This window comes from Flavobacterium daemonense (assembly GCF_007341385.1).
Classification (GTDB): Bacteria; Bacteroidota; Bacteroidia; order Flavobacteriales; family Flavobacteriaceae; genus Flavobacterium; species Flavobacterium daemonense.
The window spans coordinates 276,629-295,942 of the sequence record NZ_VJYD01000002.1 but is presented as its reverse complement, the minus strand read 5'-3'; the positions used below and the strand labels follow the sequence as shown (position 1 = coordinate 295,942).

Genomic DNA, 19,314 nt, shown 5'->3' with positions numbered 1-19,314 from the left:
AGAGGATACCTAGGAAGAAACTCGTCAAAAAAATAAAACAAACTAGTTTTAATTCACTCACAAAAAAAAGACAAATGAAATTTTTTATAGATACAGCAAATTTAAAAGATATTAAAGAAGCCAATGATTTAGGGGTTTTAGATGGTGTAACCACAAATCCGTCATTAATGGCAAAAGAAGGAATTACGGGAGCGCAGAATATTTTAGACCATTACATAAAAATTTGTGAACTGGTTGAAGGCGATGTAAGTGCTGAGGTAATTTCGACCGATTTTGAAGGCATGATTGCTGAAGGCGAAAAACTGGCAGCATTGCATCCGCAGATTGTCGTGAAAATCCCGATGATCAAAGAAGGCGTAAAAGCGATCAAATATTTTGCAAATAAAGGAATCAGGACTAATTGCACTTTGCTGTTTTCTTCTGGTCAGGCATTATTGGCGGCAAAGGCGGGTGCAACGTATGTTTCTCCGTTTATTGGTCGTCTGGATGATATCTCGACAGACGGAATGAACTTGATTGAAGAAATCAGATTGATTTATGATAATTACGGTTACGAAACTCAAATTTTGGCGGCTTCGGTTCGAAACGTGATGCATATTATCAATTGTGCTAAAATTGGATCAGACGTTATTACTGGGCCATTGAGCGCAATTGAAGGTTTGTTGAAACATCCGTTGACGGATATTGGTTTAGCAACTTTCCTTGCGGATTATCAAAAAGGGAATAGCTAAAAAGTTTTTTCTCGCAGATTCTGCAGATTGAAGAGATTTTTTTATGCATGAATCTGTTAAATCTGCGGGAGATTATTTTCCAAAAAAAGATTAATTAATTAGTTTTTTAATAAGTAGTTTTATTGAAGTAAAAACCCTGAAAGATTTTGGCTTTCAGGGTTTTTTGTTTTTTGAGAATATAAAAAATAAATCTGTGCAAATCCGTTTGATCCGCTAAATCCGCGGGCTAATAATTTACAAATTCAACACAAAATCATTAAGTAATTTTTCTTCATATTTTTCTTTGTTGAAAGTGTACAAGTACGAACCTTTTCGTGACGACCCCATATCTTTTTCATCCAATTTATTCAGAATTTCCAATGAATTAATTTTGCTGATAAAGTTTCGTTTGTCTAATTCTTTGCTCAAAATTGCCTCATACAATTCTAATAACTGCCTCATAGTAAATTTCTCCGGAAGCAATTCGAATCCGATTGGTTTTATCGAAGTTCTGTAGCGAAGCCTTCTTATGGCGTGTTCTACCATTTCATTATGGTCAAAAATCAAGTTTGGTGCATCAGTAATGCTAAACCATTGCGCATGATAATTTTTGATCAGCTCGGTATTATGATTTTCGATATTAATCAAAGCATAGTAAGAAACCGAAATGGTTCTTTCGACAGGATCACGATCAATTTCGGAATAAGCATAAAGCTGCTCCATATAAATATCGTTTAAACCTGTGTAGGTATTTAAAATTCTGATTGCGGCATTATCCAACACTTCATCGCGTTTTAAAAACCCACCAATTAATGACCATTTGCCCTTTTCTGGCTCAAAGTCCCTCTTGATTAAAAGTATTTTTAAACCCTGATTATCGAATCCAAAAATAATACAATCTACTGCTAATAATACTTTATCTGCAGAGCTATAATTGTTTAGCATAAATCAATTTTTTATTGGTAAATATATAAACTTCTTAATATGTTTCATAATTTATTAATGTAGATTTCACACTTAAAGTTAAAATGACCATAAATTACATTGAATAAATGGGTTATAAATTTTCCTTTTTTGAATTAGATTTTTGGTTTTCAAACGTTTTCGGTACAAAAATAAAGTAGTTTTTTTAGAATTTAAGAAAATTTTAAGAAAAACAGCGGTTACTAAAGCAGATTTTTTTTACAAAAATATTTTTTTTTAAACTTTAAATTATTCTAAAACAGCCTATTTATAATTTTTTTCAGAAAGGTGTTTTTTTGATTAAAAAGCGGCTTTTTGACAAAAAGTGTATATTTTACACAAATAACTCTTAAAATAGGTCTTTTTTTTGAAAAAAATATCAATTTATTAATGTTAATTTCACACTTAATTTATGATATGTATTTTTTTTCAGCATTTTTTTTGCCATATTAATTTGTTTTTGAGGTTTTTTTTTAGTTAAATTTACAAATGTAAAATTAACACTTATAATTATACACTAACCAACTTAATTAAACCTTATGATAACAAACCAACGATTATTTTTTTATTGCAACTTTTTGTTGCCAAAAAAAGAATGGATTTTAGCATTAGTAATGCTGCTTTTTTCTGTTAATCAAATGTCGGCTCAAGGCAAAACGATTAGCGGAGTTGTTACCTCGGCTCAGGACAAATTGCCTTTGCCGGGTGTTAATATTATGATAAAAGGAACCAAAACCGTTACCACAACCGGTTTTGATGGAGAGTATTCGATTAAAGCATCTCCAAACGATGTTTTAGTTTTTTCATTTATAGGATTTCAAAACCAAGAAATCACAATAGGAAACCAATCAAAAATTGACCTTGCATTAGGAGAAGATACAAACAAACTTAACGAGGTAGTCGTAGTAGGTTACGGTACACAAAAGAAAGCCGATCTTACTGGTTCTATTGGTGTAGTTGACATGGAAGCGGCTAAGAAAACCGTAACATACGATCCGGCAAAAATGCTTCAAGGGCAAGTTGCCGGTGTAACAGTACAATCATCTGGAGAGCCTGGAGGATTTGTAAATGTGAAGATTAGAGGTATCAATTCGTTTACAAACAATAATCCACTTTTTGTTATTGACGGAATGATCGTTTCAAACCCAAATGACTTTGCGCCAGGCGATATCGAATCGATGCAGGTTTTAAAAGATGCATCTGCGGCGGCTATTTATGGTGTTCAAGGAGCAAACGGGGTTGTAATTATTACGACTAAAAAAGGAAAATCAGGTAAACTGGAAATTAAATACAAATCGCTTGTAGGTTTTCAGAATGTAGCTAAAACTTGGGACGTAACTGACCGTGTTGGTTATCAAAAAATCACATCGGCGGCTGAACTAAATGCTGGTTTGACAATTGCCCCAGGAAATGACCCAAACAGTCCTTCATACATTAAAAATGTGGATACAAACTGGCAAAATGAAGCTTTTAAAACAGGTCTTGTTCAAAATCACTCGCTTACTTTTAGCGGAGGAGCTGAAACTCTAGGCTACAACTTAAATACAGATTATTTCAAAAATACAAGTTATTTGAATTCGCCTCAAGATTACGAAAGATATTCTATGAATTTGAATTTATATGGTAAAAAAGGAAAATTCAAATACGGTTCAAAAATTGGATATACAAAATCAGGTAAAGAAAACTTTAATGAATACAATGGTGGAGAATCTGCAATTGTTGATCTATTAGGAGCGGTTCCTACAATGCCAGTTTACGACCCAAAAAGACTTGGTGGTTACGGTGGAACAGACAACTTGACGCAAAGAGCGATCTCAATGAACGTTATTGGTTACAACAATTTGATTACAAACAACGGGCAAAGAAGCCGTTTTATTGGAGATCTTTGGGGAGAACTTGAAATTGTTAAAGGCTTAAAATATAAATTAGATTTAAGTTACGATAGATTGGATTTTCAAAACAGAAAATTCATTCCGCCAAGTGATTTAGGATGGTATTATATTACAACAAATGACGAAGCTTCTTTAGATGTTGACAATGGAAATCAGCAAAGAACTTTCGTAAACAATTTATTGACTTACGAAATCACTTTAGACAAGCATAAAATCGATGCTTTAGGAGGATGGATTCAAGAAAGAAATGATTATTACAGACATTGGTCAAGAGGTGTTGGATACACTCCAGGCGAAATCAGCCAAATTCAATATGCTGATGCTACAAGTGCTGGTGAATACAAAAATACGCTTACAAATATCTCTTACTTAAGCCGTTTGAATTATTCTTATGATGATCGTTACTTCATTACTGGAAACTTCAGACAAGATAAAACGTCTCTTTTTAGTGAAGACAACAATACAGCAAATTTCTACTCTTTCTCTGGAGCTTGGAAATTAAGCAACGAAAAGTTCTTGCATTTGCCAGATTGGTTTAATACCATCAAATTGAGAGGTGGTTATGGAGAATTAGGAAATAACACACTTGGAGTTTATGCGTATTCGCCAACAATCAACGCTTTTGCTGGTTATGATTTCAACAACACATTAGCTCCTGGAACAACTGTAGTAAGTGCTATTGATCCAAATGTTCACTGGGAAAAAACGGCTACTTCAAACGTTGCGGTTGAACTTGGATTCTTAGACAACGATTTGCAAATTACGGCTGAATACTATCAGAAAAAATCAACAGATTTATTGATTGGAGTTCCGTTGCCTTATTCAACTGGAGCATTCCCTGCAAGTATTACAACAAATGCAGGTGCGGTTAAAAATAGTGGTTTTGAGTTTACAGCAACTTACAACAACAATCACCATGAGTTTAAATACAATATTTCGGCAAACTTAGGAACCTTGAAAAACGAGGTTTTACAGATTGGTCTTGACGGAAATCCAATCTACGGAGCAGCTTCAAAAACAGAAGTAGGAAGATCAATTGGTGAACTTTATACGTATCAAGTTGCTGGAATTTTCCAAAACGCTGCTGATTTAGCTTCATCGCCAACTCAGACGAATGCAGGTGTTGGAGATCTTAAATTCGCTGATTTAAATGGTGACGGCCAAATCACGGATGCTGATAGAAAGTTTATGGGAGTTACAATTCCGAAGTACAGCTACGGAATCAATTTTGGTGCAAATTATAAAAATTGGGATTTCTCAATGTTCTGGCAAGGTTCAGGAGGAAACAAAGTATTCAACGGATTGTATCGTAACTTAATGACAGAACAATATGGAAATCATAGTGTTGATGCATTGAACTATTGGACACCAACAAATACAAATACAAATGTTCCTCGTCCAATTATTGGAGATCCAAACGGAAACGCAAGAGATTCTGACCGATTTATTGAAAGTGGTGATTATATCAAATTGCAGACAATGGAAATTGGATATTCAATTCCAATGCCAAAAGATTTGTTTATTCAGAGAGCAAAAGTATATGTAAATGGTCAAAATTTATGGATCATCAGCAAATACAAAGGTTACGATCCAGATTTTAATTACAATGACGGATTATTTTCTAGAGGATATGATGCTGGATCATTCCCAAATCCAAGAACAATTTCTATGGGTGTTGAAGTAACTTTTTAATCTATCCTAACCAATTAAAAACGAATTAAAATGAAATATAAAGTATTTAATTATATAACAGTTTTCTTTTCATTGGCGCTTGTAACAACAAGTTGCGTTGATAATGAAGACTTGAAGCAAGTGGACCCAAACGTTGAAACCGCAGGTTCATTTTGGAAAACAGATCAAGATGCTATCGAAGGAGTAAACGCCGCTTATGGAAGTTTGCTTACCGATGGAACTTACATGCGAAGTACGCCTTTGCTTTTAGATTTAAAAGGAGATGATACACGAAGCAACAGTCCATGGGGAGCAATGTACAATGTTGGGCGTTTCAACTCAAACCCTACAGATCCTGCTATTTATGGATGGGCTTTTGAAACGTACTATCAAGGGATTTATCGTGCCAACCAAGTTTTGACAAATGTTCCAGCCATACAATTTGAAGATGCGGCGCTTAAAAACAGAATTTTAGGACAGGCTTATTTTTTAAGAGGATTGTATTTGTTTCATTCGGTTAACATGTTTAAAAATGTACCGATTCCAACAGAGATCAAATTATATACGCCACAAAAATCAGAAGCGGAAGGATGGGCTCAGGTTATTGCAGATTTCAAAGCTGCTGCCGATTTATTGCCAACATCTTATGATGGAATTACAGGAATTGACAAAGGTCAAAAAGGACGCGCGACAAAAGGTGCTGCTTTAGGATATTTAGGAAAAGCATATTTGTTTACTAAAGATTTTGCAAACGCAAAAACGACATTTAAACAAGTAATTGATTTAGGAGTTTACTCTTTAGTTTCAAACTATCGTGATAACTTTACTACAGCAAATGAAAACAACTCTGAGTCACTTTTTGAAGTTCAGTTCAGCAGAGATGCAGGTGGGGTTGATTTAGGTTGGGGTGGTACACCGGCTTCTGGCTGGGGAAAAACATCTGCTCGTGCCATTACTTATGCGCCAAGAGCTTTTGGATGGACAGACGTTCAGCCTTCTTGGACATTATTTAATGAATTTCAGCAGGAAAAAACAAAAACAGGAGCAGTTGATCCTCGTTTAGATGCTACGATTTTTTACAATAAACCGGGCGGAATGCAATTGTACGGAAAAGATTTTGCTACTTTTTACGCAACAAGTCCAGCTGATTTGAACGATATCTTCTGCAGAAAATATGAAAACTCTGATGGTCAGTTTGCTGATGAATACGACTGGCGTTCAGGAATCAATGAGCGTTTATTAAGATATGCTGATATTTTATTGATGTATGCCGAATGTCTAAATGAAACAGGAGATACTCAAGGTGCTTACACATACATTCAAATGGTTAGAAACAGAGTGAATCTGCCAGATTTAGCAACGACAAAACCGGGCATGAATCAGGCGCAAATGAGAGATCAAATTGGTCATGAAAGATTCTTAGAATTCCCTCTTGAAGGACACCGTTTTGATGATATCCGTCGTTGGGGATGGTTACAGGATGCTACAAAATTGGCTTGGTTAAAAACAAGAGACGCAGAGTTCAATTCATATGCGCCAGGAAGAGAATATTTCCCAATTCCGCAGTTAGAAATGGATAACAATCCGGGAACAAAACAAAATGATAGTTATTAATATTTATTTGAGTTAGTCAGAATACCTAATATCATGTGAAGGCTTCAAAACCTTCACATGATATTATAACATTAAAACATTATGAAATCGCCATGATTCAAATGAAAAATAATATTAAAGAATGGCGATACCATATTCCAATAAAAAACAAATATTACCCACGTATGAAAAAAGCACTTTTAGTTACCTTTTTAATTGCCATTTGCAGTCAGGTTAATTTTGCCCAAAATCAAACCACAGTTGTTACCATAAAAAATAATGCAGATGCTCCAGTAATCAACAAAAACATTTACGGGCATTTTGCTGAGCATTTAGGACGCTGTATTTACGGCGGATTTTTTGTTGGAGACACTTCAAAAATACCAAACACAAATGGCGTTAGAAATGACATTATTGCTGCTTTGAAAGAGTTGAAAATTCCGAATTTAAGATGGCCGGGCGGCTGTTTTGCCGATACGTACCATTGGAAAGACGGAATTGGACCAAAAGAACAAAGACCTACAATCGTAAACAAATGGTGGGGTGGCGTTACAGAAGACAACAGTTTTGGAACGCACGATTTCCTTAATATGTGTGAACTTCTTGGAGCAGAACCATATTTGTCAGGAAATGTTGGAAGCGGAACCGTCCAGGAATTAGCGGATTGGGTTCAGTACACCAATTTTGGAGGTAAAAGTCCGATGAGCGACTTGCGTCGAAAAAATGGAAGAAAAGAACCTTGGAAAGTGAAATTCTGGGGAATTGGAAATGAAGCGTGGGGATGCGGAGGAAATATGACAGCCGAATATTATGCTGGCGAATACAGAAAATTTGCAACTTTCATGTCGGATTGGGAAAACACTGGAGGATTGACTCGAATTGCATCAGGTTCAAATAGTGCCGATTATAATTGGACAGAAGTTTTAATGAAAAACATTCCGCTGAATATGTTAGGCGGACTTGGAGTGCATCATTACGCTGTAATTGAATGGGCTAAAAAAGGAGATGACAGAGATTTTACCGAAGAAGGTTATTTCAAAACCATGAAATCGGCTTTAAAAATGGAAGAGCTTGTAACAAAGCATTCTGCCATAATGGACAAATACGATCCTCAGAAAAAAGTTGCCATGATGGTTGACGAATGGGGAGGCTGGTACGAAGTAGAAAAAGGAACAAATCCTGGATTTTTATATCAGCAAAATACAATGCGTGATGCTGTTTTAGCAGGAGCAACATTGAATATTTTCAACAATCATGCAGACAGAGTTAAAATGGCAAACTTAGCACAATGTGTAAATGTTTTGCAGGCTGTAATTCTAACTGACAAAGCAAAAATGATTACTACGCCAACGTATCATGTAATGAAAATGTACAGCGTGCATCAAGACGCAAAATTATTGCCAGTAAGTTTTACTTCTCCAAACTATACATTTAACGGAGAAACACTTCCTGCAGTTTCAGCGTCAGCTTCAAAAGATAAAAACGGTGCAGTTCATATTTCTTTGGTAAACATTGATGCTAAAAACAAAAACAAAATTGAAATTGATGTAAATGATCTTGGTGTTAAAACGTTCACAGGAATAGTTTTAACATCGGCTAAATTACAAGATTACAATTCTTTCGATACACCAAACAAAATTGTTCCGACAATTTTTAAAGGTTTCGAAAACAAAAAAGGAAAACTTGAAATCATAATTCCTCCTTTCTCAGTTGTTGTTTTAGAAGGAAAATAAAAAAATATAAAGATGAAAAAATCAAATTCCATTTTAAAAACAGTGCCGTATATCGGAATGTTTTTAGGCGCGTTATTGGTATTCGGCTGTTCAAGTGACAATCCTGATACACCCGTAACGCCAGATCCGCCGGTGGTGGTTGATCCGCCAGTGGTTACGCCAGCATTTCCGGGGCCAACTTATGCTGATAATTATACTTCAATTTCAAGTTGGGGAAGCAGATCGCAATGGAATTTGGCTAACGTTCATGATCCATCGGTAGAAAAATCAGGAGAATACTATTATATGTACCAAACAGACGCTTCTTATGGAAATGCGCACGAAGGCAATGGACATTTTTTCTACAGAAGATCAAAAGATTTAATCAATTGGGAATTCATGGGATCTTCGATGACAACAGCTCCGTCTTGGGTAAAAGATTCTTTGAACAATAAAAGAGCAAGAATGAATCCGGCGCTTCCTCCAATTACAAATCCGAGTTACGGATATTGGGCGCCTTGTGTTCGAAAAGTCGGAAACAAATTCAGAATGTATTATAGTATTGTCGTAACAAATCCAATTACAGGAACAGATACCAATACATCTTGGTCGGAGCGCGCTTTTATTGGCTTGGCTGAAACAGATGATTTGGCTTCAAACAATTGGGTAGATAAAGGAATGGTCGTTTGCTCTGAGCCAGACGGCGTAAAAAGTTACGTTCGAAATGGCGGAAACGATTGGGATGCTTATTTTAAATTCAACGCCATCGACCCAAGTTTTATTCAGACTCCAGAAGGCGATCAGTATTTGATTTATGGTTCTTGGCATTCTGGAATTGCAGCTTTAAAACTGAATCCAGCAACCGGAAAACCAGATAAATTAAAAACTATTGACGATTATGGAGTTCGAATTGCAGGACGCGGAAACGTAAGCACAAATCGCTGGCAAGCACTCGAAGGACCAGAAATTATCTATAATCCAGACACACAATATTATTATTTGTTTTTGGCTTATGACGAATTATCGGTTGCTTACAATACTCGTGTAGCACGTTCAAAAAGTATTTTAGGCCCTTATTTAACCATCAGCGGAAGCAGCATTACAACCGGAGCAGAATGTTTTCCGATGGTGACACATCCTTATCAATTTAAAAATCATACAGGTTGGGTTGGATTTTCGCATTGCGCCGTTTTTCAAAATCCAGATACTAAACAATGGTATTATGCTTCACAAGCTCGTTTACCGGAAGGTGTTCCAGGAATTGCCGTTTCAAATGCCGTAATGATGGGGCATGTTCGCGCTATTCAATGGACAGAAGATGGCTGGCCAGTTGTTGAAGCAGAACGTTACGCGGGTGTTCCAGCAACAACAATTACCGACGCAAATTTTGTTGGAACTTGGGAGCAAATCACAATGAATTACCAATACAAAACCATGCAAAAAGCAGGAACAATTTATTTGACTGCCGATAAAAAAGTAAGCGGTGATGCAAACGGAACATGGTCATATGACAGCACGAAAAAAATCTTAACAGTAAACGGAGTAAAATGTAATGTTTCTGATTCTTGGGATTGGGAATTAGCAACCAGAAAAGTAACCTTGAGTTATTCTGGATACACAGCAGCTGGATTGCCAGTTTGGGGTAAAAAGATAAATTAAAGTTTATGCCACAGATTTCACAGATTAAATGGATTAAAATAGATCTGCTCAATCTGAGAGAGAAAAAATAAGCCACGAATTAAATTCGAGAAAATTAGTGCAATTCGTGGCAAAAAAATCAAGCCAAAGACTATAAAAAATCATTTTAATCAATTTAATCTGTGGCAAAAAATAAAACCATAATGAAGAACCTATTTGCAAGCCTTTCCATTTTGTTTTTATCGATAGCAGGAACTGCACAATCGGTAAAATTCAATAATCCAATTATTAAGGATCAATATACAGGCGATCCGGCAGCATTAGTCTATAAAGACAAAGTCTATTTATACGCCGGTCATGACGAAGCGCCTAACGATTTTAATTTTTATAAGATGAACGAATGGGTGGTGTATTCTTCATCTGACATGAAAAAATGGGAATCGCATCCAGTTCCGTTAAAAGTAACCGATTTTAAATGGGCAAAAAGCGATGCTTGGGCTTCGCAGGTAATTGAAAGAAACGGGAAATTTTATTGGTATGTTACGGTTGAACACGGAACAATTCCTGGAAAATCTATTGGTGTTGCTGTTTCTGATAGTCCAATTGGGCCTTTTAAAGACGCATTAGGAAAAGCCTTGATAACAAATGACATGACAAAATATACCGATATAAGCTGGGACGATATTGACCCGACGGTTTATATTGATACTGACGGACAAGCTTATTTGTTTTGGGGAAATACCTCTTGCCATTACGCCAAATTAAAAGAAAATATGACTGAAATAGATGGAGAAATTCATCATATCGATTTACCACATTACACTGAAGCACCTTGGATTCATAAACATAAAGACTGGTATTATTTGTCGTACGCCTACGAGTTTCCTGAGAAAATTGCTTACACGATGAGCAAATCAATAAATGGTCCGTGGGAATTCAAAGGTATTTTAAATGAATTGGCCGGAAACAGCAATACAAATCATCAAGCAATAATTGATTTTAAAGGACAGTCGTATTTTATTTATCACAACGGAGCTTCAATTCCACATGGCGGAAGTTTCAGAAGATCAGTTTGTGTCGACAAATTATATTATAACAAAGACGGAACAATGAAACGAGTTGTAATGACTTCTGAGGGAATTCAGTAATTAGTGTTCAGTGTTCAGGTTTTTAGTGTTCAGTCAAAGTCGCAGTTTACAGTTTCGCTTATATGATCTAAAAAGTTTTCAGTAAAACAAAAAACTTAAATTTACTTATATCACTTATATGGTTTACAAAAACATAAAATATACAATTTCTGGTTTTTTGATGCTGATTGCTTCAGTTTCATTTGCGCAGGAAATTGTAGTTCATGATCCAGTTGTCATCAAACAAAAAGACACCTATTATTTGTATTGCACTGGAAACGGAATCAGCGTTTTCAGTTCAAAAGATTTAAAAAAATGGGACAAACAACCTCAAGTTTTTGCAGAAAAACCCGTTTGGGCAGATGGCGTTGCGGCCGATTTCAAAAACCACATTTGGGCGCCGGATATTTCGTTTCATAACAATGTGTATTATCTGTATTATTCAGTTTCGGCTTTCGCCAAAAATACTTCGGCGATTGGCGTTGCGACCAATACGACTTTAGATCCAAAAGACAAAAATTATAAATGGGTTGATCAAGGAATTGTCATTCAATCACAACCCAATCGTGATATGTGGAATGCCATTGACCCAAATTTAATCTTCGACGAAAACAATACGCCTTGGTTGGCTTTTGGATCTTTTTGGGAAGGATTGAAAATGGTCAAATTAAATTCAGATTTAAAATCGATTGCTCAGCCACAAGAATGGCATACGATTTCAAAACGTAAAAGAACTTTTGAATTAGTCGATTCTGATCCTGGAGACGGCGCGCTCGAAGCTCCTTTTATTTTCAAGAAAAACGGATATTATTACCAATTTCTTTCTTGGGATTTATGCTGTCGCGGAGAAAAAAGCACTTATAAAGTTGTCGTTGGAAGATCAAAAAATGTAACCGGACCTTATGTTGATAAAGACGGAAAATTATTGACAGAAGGCGGTGGAAGTATCGTAGTTCAAGGAGACGAAAATTACTTTGGTGTAGGCCACAATAGCGCATATACGTTTGATGGTAAAGATTATATTTTCTATCACGCTTATGAAAAAAAATCAAACGGAACGCCAAGATTAGTCGTTAAAGAAATGCAATGGGATGCCAATTTATGGCCCGTTTTAAAATAGAATAAACCAATAAAATGAAGAAATACAATTTACCAATTTTAGCGATTTTCATGTCACTTCTGATTTTGGCTTCCTGTAAAGAAACCAAAAACAAAGAAGTTCAAGCAAGCGATAAAACGTCGGCTTTAAAAGCGGGTTACAAAATCGAACCCGTTAACATTCAAAATGTGAAACTGAGCGATAGTTTTTGGTTGCCAATTATCAAAAGAGTCCAAGAAGTTACGATTGCTTATGCCATTCAAAAATGTAATGAAGAAGGTCGTTTTGAGAACTTTTTAATCGCAGGAAAACAAAAAACGGGAACAGTTAGAGGCGAAATGCCTTTTGATGATACTGATGTTTACAAAATTATTGAAGGTGCATCGAATACCTTAATTTCTGCTCCAAATCCGAAATTAGAAAGAGTTTTAGATTCGTTGATTGCCATTGTAAAAATTGGTCAGGAAGAAGATGGTTATTTGACGACTTGGCGAACCATAAATCCGGCAAAACCGCCTGCAACTTGGGTCCCGGTTATTGAAGGAAAACGTTGGGAATCACTGCAAATTAGCCACGAATGCTACAATGCCGGACATTTAATCGAAGCAGCCGTTGTGCATTATGAAGCGACAGGAAAAAGAAACTTTCTTGATATTGCCATCAAAAATGCCGATTTGTTTGTGAAAACTTTTGGCGATGGTCCGGGTCAGGTAAAAGGTGTTCCGGGACATCAAATTATTGAAACAGGTTTGATTAAATTGTATCAAATTACCGGAAAAGAGGATTATTTGAAATTGGCGAAATACTTTTTAGATAATCGCGGAAATCCGAAAAATCATAAATTATATGGCGAATATGCGCAGGATCATATGCCGGTAATTCAGCAAAATGAAGTAGTTGGCCACGCTGTTCGTGCGGTTTATATGTATGCAGGAATGACGGATATTGCTGCGATGACAAAAGACAAATCATATGAAAATGCCGTAAATAATTTATGGAACAATATGGTGAACAAAAAAATGTACATCACAGGCGGCATTGGTTCCAGACATGACGGAGAAGCTTTTGGAGCCAATTATGAATTGCCAAATCTTACGGCTTACAATGAAACCTGCGCTGCGATTGGCGATGTTTACTGGAATCACAGACTGCATAATTTATACGGAAAATCGGAGTATTTTGATGTCATCGAAAGAACGATGTATAACGGATTAATTTCTGGAATTTCATTGACCGGAAAAGAGTTTTTCTACCCAAATGCCCTTGAAGCCGATGGCGTATATAAATCAAACAGAGGTTCTTGCACGCGTCAGGCTTGGTTTGACTGTTCTTGCTGTCCTACGAATTTGATTCGTTTTATTCCGTCAATTCCGGGATTGATTTATTCAAAAACAAATGATGAATTATTTGTAAATTTATATGCCTCAAACAGCGCTTCTTTCAAATTAGGAAAAACCGATTTACAGATTTCACAACAAACCGGTTATCCTTGGAACGGAAAAGTAGCAATAGCTGTTAATCCAAAAAAAGAAAGCCAATTTACTATCAAACTTCGTGTTCCGGGCTGGGCAAGAAACGAAGTTTTGCCGGGAGATTTATACACTTATAAAAAAGCCTCAACTCAAAAAGCAACCGTTAATTTAAACGGAGAACAATTAGCTATTCAATCTACAGATGGATATTTTTCAATTACAAGAAATTGGAAAAAAGGAGATAAAATCACGCTTAATTTCCCAATGGAAGTTCAGGAAGTGGAAACCAATTCAAAAGTTGAGACCAATAAAAATAAGGTTTCTTTAGAATACGGACCAATTGTTTACGCGGTTGAAGAAATTGACAATAAAACCAATTTTGATCAAATCAATGTGGCTCCCGGAGATAATTTCAAAGTAAAAAAAGAAGCGAATTTATTGAATGGCGTTAACGTGATTGAGAATTCAAAATTCAAAGCAATTCCATATTATTCATGGTCAAACAGAGGCGTAGGAAAAATGAAAGTTTGGTTAGATTATAAGAATTGAGAAAATAGAGAAAAGAAGCAAGAAGCAAGATTTAGCAGGTTGAGGTAAAAGAAAAAATCTGCTAAGTCTGCGAGAAACAAATATTTAAACACATAGAAACATAGATTTAAATGATTATAAAAAGAGAATAAAACAAATCTAGATTTGCACACATAGCTATGTTTGTTTAAAAAAATGAAATGCCTTTTTTAATCATTTAAATCTATGTTTCTATGTGTTTTAAAAAAATAAAGCCAAAGTTTAAAAAATAAAAATCCGTTTTTATCCGCGTTTTCACTTTAGTGAATCAGTGTCATCCGCGTACCATAAAACACATTAATTATAAAAAAATGAAGTCCAATTTAATTACAAAAATTACCCTTTGCGGTTTATTGCTGAGTAGCGTTTATGCATCGGCACAAAAAAATAATCTTCAAGTTGATGTTGCAAAAACAGTAACTAAAATTCAGCCAACGATGTACGGTGTGTTTTTTGAAGATATCAATTTTGCTGCAGATGGTGGATTGTATGCCGAAATGATCAAAAACAGATCTTTCGAATTCCAGTTTCCGTTAATGGGATGGAATCAGCCAAAAAGCGACCGTCATAAATTAAACACCGAATCAGGAATTGCAAATGTGATTCAGTATTCTCAAAAAGGAACAAATCATAATTATTGCAGAGTAACAATTAATGATGCAAATGGTTATGAATTGATTAATGAAGGCTTTAGAGGAATGGGACTTAAAAAAGATTTGAAGTACAATTTGTCTTTGAAAGCATCAAATATTTCTGGAAACATTTCAAAAATTAAATTCCAATTTATTGACAAAAACAATAAAGTTTTAGGCGAAACTTCTGTTGTACCAACATCAAATGACTGGTCAAATTATTCGGCTCAACTAACATCAAATGCAACAGAAGCCAAAGCAAAATTAAAAATCACTTTTGAAGGAAATGGCGTAATTGATTTAGATAATATTTCATTGTTTCCAGAAGATACTTGGGCAGGAAGAAAAAACGGACTTCGTAAAGATTTAGTGCAGTTATTATACGATTTGAAACCGGGATTTTTGCGTTTTCCTGGAGGCTGTATTGTTGAAGGAAGAACTTTGGCAGAACGTTACCAATGGAAAAAATCAGTAGGAAATGTGGAAGACAGAGAAACTGCAGTAAACCGTTGGAATATGGAATTTTCGCATCGTCCGGCTCCTGATTATTTCCAAAGTTTTGGTTTAGGATTCTTTGAATATTTTCAACTTTCAGAAGATATTGGCGCTTCTCCTTTACCAATTTTAAGCTGTGGGATGGCGTGCCAATTTAATACAGGAGAATTAGTTCCAATGGATCAAATTGATCCTTATGTTCAGGACGCTTTAGATTTAATCGAATTTGCAAATGGCGATGCAACTACAGCTTGGGGAAAAGTAAGAGCTGATATGGGACATCCAAAACCATTCAACCTAAAATTCATTGGAGTTGGAAATGAGCAATGGGGACCAGATTATATCGAGCGTTTCAAAGTATTCCAAAAAGCGATCAAAGCAAAATATCCAAACATCACAATTATTTCTGGAACAGGACCTTTTCCTGAGGGCGATTTTTACGATTATGGCATGAAAGAATTAAAAAAATTGAATGCAGAAATTGTTGACGAACATTATTATAAAGATCCAGCTTGGTTCAGAAAAAATGTAACGCGTTACGATAATTACGATCGTAAAGGACCAAAAATCTTCGCTGGAGAATATGCAGCGCAAAGTGTTGCAATTGCTAGTCCAGAAAACAAAAACAACTGGGAATGTGCTTTCTCTGAAGCCGCTTTCATGACTGGAATGGAACGTAATGCTGAGGTTGTTCAGTTGACTTCTTACGCGCCATTATTGGCTCACGTTGATGGCTGGCAATGGACACCAGATATGATTTGGTTCAACAATTTACAATCATACGGAACGCCAAATTATTATGTTCAGAAATTATTCTCTAATAACAAAGGAACCGATTTAATCACTATTACAAAAGATGGAAAAGCAGTTACAGGTCAAAATGATTTGTTTGCATCGGCAGTAAAAGATGTGAATTCTAAAGAAGTGATTTTGAAAATTGTGAATGCAAATGCTGCTTCTCAAAATGTTTCAATTGATTTGAAAGGCGCAAAATTAGATTCAAAAGGAACAGCGATTGTTTTAAAAGGAGATGGAATAAATGATGAAAATTCTTTTGAATCTCCAACTAAAATTAGTCCGAAAGAAAGCGAATTTAAAGTAAGCGGCAACAAAGTTCAATATGATTTTCCAGCATATTCAGTAACAGTTTTAAAAATTAAGATGAAATAATCGCAACAGAATAAATGTAAAACTAACGTTTATTTTCTGTTTTTGTCATAATGGCTTGTTTTGATGCATTATTTGTAAAAATTCAAAGCTCCATTTTTATTAAGTGTTTATTGTACACTTATAAATGAATTATAATTATATTTGTCATTATTAAAAATGAATTTCGAATGAAAAATTACGTTATAGGATTGGACTACGGAACAGATTCTGTTCGAGCGGTGCTTATCGATACTGAAAATGGGCAGGAATTAGCATCGAATGTTTCTCATTACAAAAGATGGAAAAACAAACAATATTGTGACGCATCAATAAATCAGTTTCGTCAGCATCCTTTAGATCATATAGAAGGATTAGAAATCACCATTCAAAATGTTATAAAAGAAAGTAAAGTTGATCCGTCATTGGTTCGCGGAATTTGTATTGATACAACTGGATCTTCTCCAGTTCCGGTTACAAAAGACGGAACGCCATTAGCATTAACTAAAGGTTTTGAAGAAAACCCAAATGCAATGATGGTGTTGTGGAAAGATCATACTTCGATTAATGAAGCAAACGAAATCAATGAACTGGCAGTAAGTTGGGGAGGTGAAGACGTTACAAAATATGTAGGCGGAATTTATTCATCAGAATGGTTTTGGGCAAAAATCCTTCACATTGCAAGACAAGATGAAGCGGTTAGAAATGCAGCGCATACTTGGATGGAGCACTGCGATTTAATGACCTATTTGTTAATTGAAGATAAAGACTTAAAAACGTTCAAAAGAAGCCGTTGCGCTGCAGGACATAAAGCAATGTGGCACACAGACTGGAACGGACTTCCTCCGGTTGAATTCTTAGAAAAATTACATCCGTATTTAGCACAACTTCGCGGCAATTTATACGATGAAACCTATACATCAGATTTAGTTGCCGGAAATTTAAGCAAAGAATGGGCAGATCGTTTAGGACTTTCTACAGGTACAGTTGTAGCTGTTGGAACTTTCGACGCGCATTCCGGAGCTGTTGGCGCTAAAATTGGCGAAAACACTTTAGTTCGTGTTATGGGAACTTCAACTTGTGATATTCTGGTTGGTTCTTATGATGAAGTGGGGACAAAAACTGTTCGTGGAATCTGCGGACAAGTTGATGGTTCTGTAATTCCAGGATTTATTGGTTTAGAAGCAGGACAATCTGCTTTTGGCGATTTATTGGCTTGGTACAAAGAACTTTTAATGTGGCCGACGGAACATTTATTAGGTTCTACGTCACTTTTAAATGACGCTCAAAAAGAGCAATTAAGAGAAGAATTCAGCGATAAATTAATTGTGGAGTTAACTAAAGAAGCAGAGAAAATCCCAGTTTCAGAAAGTCTTCCAATTGCTTTAGATTGGATCAACGGACGTAGAACTCCAGATGCAAATCAGGAAGTAAAAAGTGCGATTTCGAATCTTTCATTAGGAACAAAAGCGCCTCATATTTTTAAAGCTTTAGTAAACGCTATTTGTTTTGGAGCGAAGAAAATTGTAGACCGTTTTGAAGAAGAAGGCGTAAAAATCGACAGCGTAATCGGAATTGGCGGTGTTGCAAGAAAATCTCCTTTCATCATGCAGACATTGGCTAATGTTTTAAACAAACCAATTAAAATTGCAGCTTCAGACCAAACTCCAGCTTTAGGTGCAGCGATTTATGCAGCAGTTGCAGCAGGAATTTATCCAAATGTAATCGAAGCAAGTCAGAAAATAGGAAGTGATTTTGATGGAGAATATTTCCCTCAATTAGACAAAGTTGCAGCTTACAATAAACTGCTTGTCGGGTACGAACAATTAAGTGCTTTTGCAGATCCAACCATTAAAATATCTCAAAATGAGTTCTCAGTATAAAGATTTAAAACAAGAATGTTACGAGGCCAATATGCAGTTAAATGCATTGAATTTGGTGGTTTATACATTCGGAAATGTAAGCGCCGTGGACAGAGAAAATGGTGTTTTTGCCATTAAACCAAGCGGTGTTCCTTATGAAGATTTAAAACCCGAAGATATCGTAATTGTCGATTTTGACAACAACATTATCGAAGGAACTATGCGTCCGTCATCAGACACGAAAACGCATGCTTATTTATACAAAAACTGGCCAAATATTGGTGGAGTTGCACATACACACGCAACCTATTCTGTGGCTTGGGCGCAGGCTCAGCAGGATATTCCAATTTTCGGAACTACCCATGCTGATCATTTAACAGCTGATATTCCGTGCGCGCCGCCAATGGCAGATTCTTTAATCGAAGGAAACTACGAACACAATACCGGAATTCAGATTTTGGATTGCTTCAAAGAAAAAAATCTTTCTTACGAAGAAGTAGAAATGATTTTGATAGGAAATCACGGTCCGTTTGCATGGGGAAAAAATGCTGCAAAAGCGGTTTATAACAGTAAAGTCTTAGAAGTTGTGGCAGAAATGGCATACTTGACTTTGCAAATAAACCCAAACGCACCAAGATTAAAGGATTCATTAATAAAGAAACATTACAACCGTAAACACGGAAAAGATTCGTATTACGGACAGTAGGAGTTTTGTTTCAGGTTTCAGGTCTTTTT

Annotated in this window: 12 protein-coding genes; 11 read left to right on the top strand and 1 reads right to left on the bottom strand. The window is 35.8% G+C overall.

All coding sequences use genetic code 11. The features are described 5' to 3' along the window. Window positions 1-74 precede the first annotated feature (74 nt). On the top strand, window positions 75-731 hold the full coding sequence (gene fsa, locus FND99_RS03575) for a fructose-6-phosphate aldolase (protein ID WP_144336612.1): 657 nt from the start codon (window positions 75-77) through the stop codon (window positions 729-731). Between the two features lie 234 nt (window positions 732-965). Here the strand turns inward: fsa and FND99_RS03570 are convergent, their stop codons facing one another. Then, window positions 966-1,655: an NUDIX hydrolase gene (locus FND99_RS03570; protein ID WP_144336611.1), complete on the bottom strand. Its 690-nt coding sequence runs from the start codon at window positions 1,653-1,655 to the stop codon at window positions 966-968. Window positions 1,656-2,212: 557 nt separating this feature from the next. Between FND99_RS03570 and FND99_RS03565 the strand changes: the two genes are divergently transcribed. From FND99_RS03565 to FND99_RS03520, 10 genes are all read left to right on the top strand, one after another. Next, on the top strand, window positions 2,213-5,257 hold the full coding sequence (locus FND99_RS03565) for a SusC/RagA family TonB-linked outer membrane protein (RefSeq protein ID WP_144336610.1): 3,045 nt from the start codon (window positions 2,213-2,215) through the stop codon (window positions 5,255-5,257). Window positions 5,258-5,287: 30 nt separating this feature from the next. Further along, window positions 5,288-6,850, top strand: coding sequence for a RagB/SusD family nutrient uptake outer membrane protein (locus FND99_RS03560; RefSeq protein ID WP_144336609.1), 1,563 nt, complete (start codon window positions 5,288-5,290; stop codon window positions 6,848-6,850). Window positions 6,851-7,014: 164 nt separating this feature from the next. Then, complete coding sequence (locus FND99_RS03555; RefSeq protein WP_144336804.1) at window positions 7,015-8,562, top strand: alpha-N-arabinofuranosidase; 1,548 nt, start codon at window positions 7,015-7,017, stop codon at window positions 8,560-8,562. Between the two features lie 12 nt (window positions 8,563-8,574). Next, window positions 8,575-10,200: an arabinan endo-1,5-alpha-L-arabinosidase gene (locus tag FND99_RS03550; RefSeq protein ID WP_144336608.1), complete on the top strand. Its 1,626-nt coding sequence runs from the start codon at window positions 8,575-8,577 to the stop codon at window positions 10,198-10,200. Between the two features lie 182 nt (window positions 10,201-10,382). After that, window positions 10,383-11,327 carry a glycoside hydrolase family 43 protein gene (locus FND99_RS03545; protein WP_144336607.1) on the top strand — a complete coding sequence of 315 codons (945 nt, stop codon included), beginning with the start codon at window positions 10,383-10,385 and terminating at the stop codon, window positions 11,325-11,327. Between the two features lie 118 nt (window positions 11,328-11,445). Continuing rightward, window positions 11,446-12,426, top strand: a complete 981-nt coding sequence (locus FND99_RS03540) for an arabinan endo-1,5-alpha-L-arabinosidase (protein WP_246074163.1) — start codon at window positions 11,446-11,448, stop codon at window positions 12,424-12,426. 14 nt (window positions 12,427-12,440) lie between these two features. Continuing rightward, on the top strand, window positions 12,441-14,426 hold the full coding sequence (locus tag FND99_RS03535; RefSeq protein ID WP_144336606.1) for a glycoside hydrolase family 127 protein: 1,986 nt from the start codon (window positions 12,441-12,443) through the stop codon (window positions 14,424-14,426). Between the two features lie 329 nt (window positions 14,427-14,755). Further along, window positions 14,756-16,741: an alpha-L-arabinofuranosidase C-terminal domain-containing protein gene (locus tag FND99_RS03530; protein ID WP_144336605.1), complete on the top strand. Its 1,986-nt coding sequence runs from the start codon at window positions 14,756-14,758 to the stop codon at window positions 16,739-16,741. A 167-nt stretch (window positions 16,742-16,908) separates the two neighbouring features. Continuing rightward, on the top strand, window positions 16,909-18,600 hold the full coding sequence (locus tag FND99_RS03525) for a ribulokinase (protein ID WP_144336604.1): 1,692 nt from the start codon (window positions 16,909-16,911) through the stop codon (window positions 18,598-18,600). Next, the gene (locus tag FND99_RS03520; RefSeq protein ID WP_144336603.1) at window positions 18,584-19,285 is read left to right on the top strand and encodes an L-ribulose-5-phosphate 4-epimerase; all 702 of its coding nucleotides are present in this window, start codon (window positions 18,584-18,586) and stop codon (window positions 19,283-19,285) included. Before FND99_RS03525 ends, FND99_RS03520 begins: the two co-directional genes overlap by 17 nt. Window positions 19,286-19,314: the final 29 nt, after the last annotated feature.

What these genes read in the sequence shown, in the direction of transcription:
- FND99_RS03560 (WP_144336609.1), top strand. Translation starts at nt 5,288, where the DNA reads ATGAAATATAAAGTATTTAATTATATAACAGTTTTCTTTTCATTGGCG.
- FND99_RS03535 (WP_144336606.1), top strand. Translation starts at nt 12,441, where the DNA reads ATGAAGAAATACAATTTACCAATTTTAGCGATTTTCATGTCACTTCTG.
- fsa (WP_144336612.1), top strand. Translation starts at nt 75, where the DNA reads ATGAAATTTTTTATAGATACAGCAAATTTAAAAGATATTAAAGAAGCC.
- FND99_RS03540 (WP_246074163.1), top strand. Translation starts at nt 11,446, where the DNA reads ATGGTTTACAAAAACATAAAATATACAATTTCTGGTTTTTTGATGCTG.
- FND99_RS03565 (WP_144336610.1), top strand. Translation starts at nt 2,213, where the DNA reads ATGATAACAAACCAACGATTATTTTTTTATTGCAACTTTTTGTTGCCA.
- FND99_RS03570 (WP_144336611.1), bottom strand. Translation starts at nt 1,655, where the DNA reads ATGCTAAACAATTATAGCTCTGCAGATAAAGTATTATTAGCAGTAGAT.
- FND99_RS03550 (WP_144336608.1), top strand. Translation starts at nt 8,575, where the DNA reads ATGAAAAAATCAAATTCCATTTTAAAAACAGTGCCGTATATCGGAATG.
- FND99_RS03530 (WP_144336605.1), top strand. Translation starts at nt 14,756, where the DNA reads ATGAAGTCCAATTTAATTACAAAAATTACCCTTTGCGGTTTATTGCTG.
- FND99_RS03525 (WP_144336604.1), top strand. Translation starts at nt 16,909, where the DNA reads ATGAAAAATTACGTTATAGGATTGGACTACGGAACAGATTCTGTTCGA.
- FND99_RS03545 (WP_144336607.1), top strand. Translation starts at nt 10,383, where the DNA reads ATGAAGAACCTATTTGCAAGCCTTTCCATTTTGTTTTTATCGATAGCA.
- FND99_RS03520 (WP_144336603.1), top strand. Translation starts at nt 18,584, where the DNA reads ATGAGTTCTCAGTATAAAGATTTAAAACAAGAATGTTACGAGGCCAAT.
- FND99_RS03555 (WP_144336804.1), top strand. Translation starts at nt 7,015, where the DNA reads ATGAAAAAAGCACTTTTAGTTACCTTTTTAATTGCCATTTGCAGTCAG.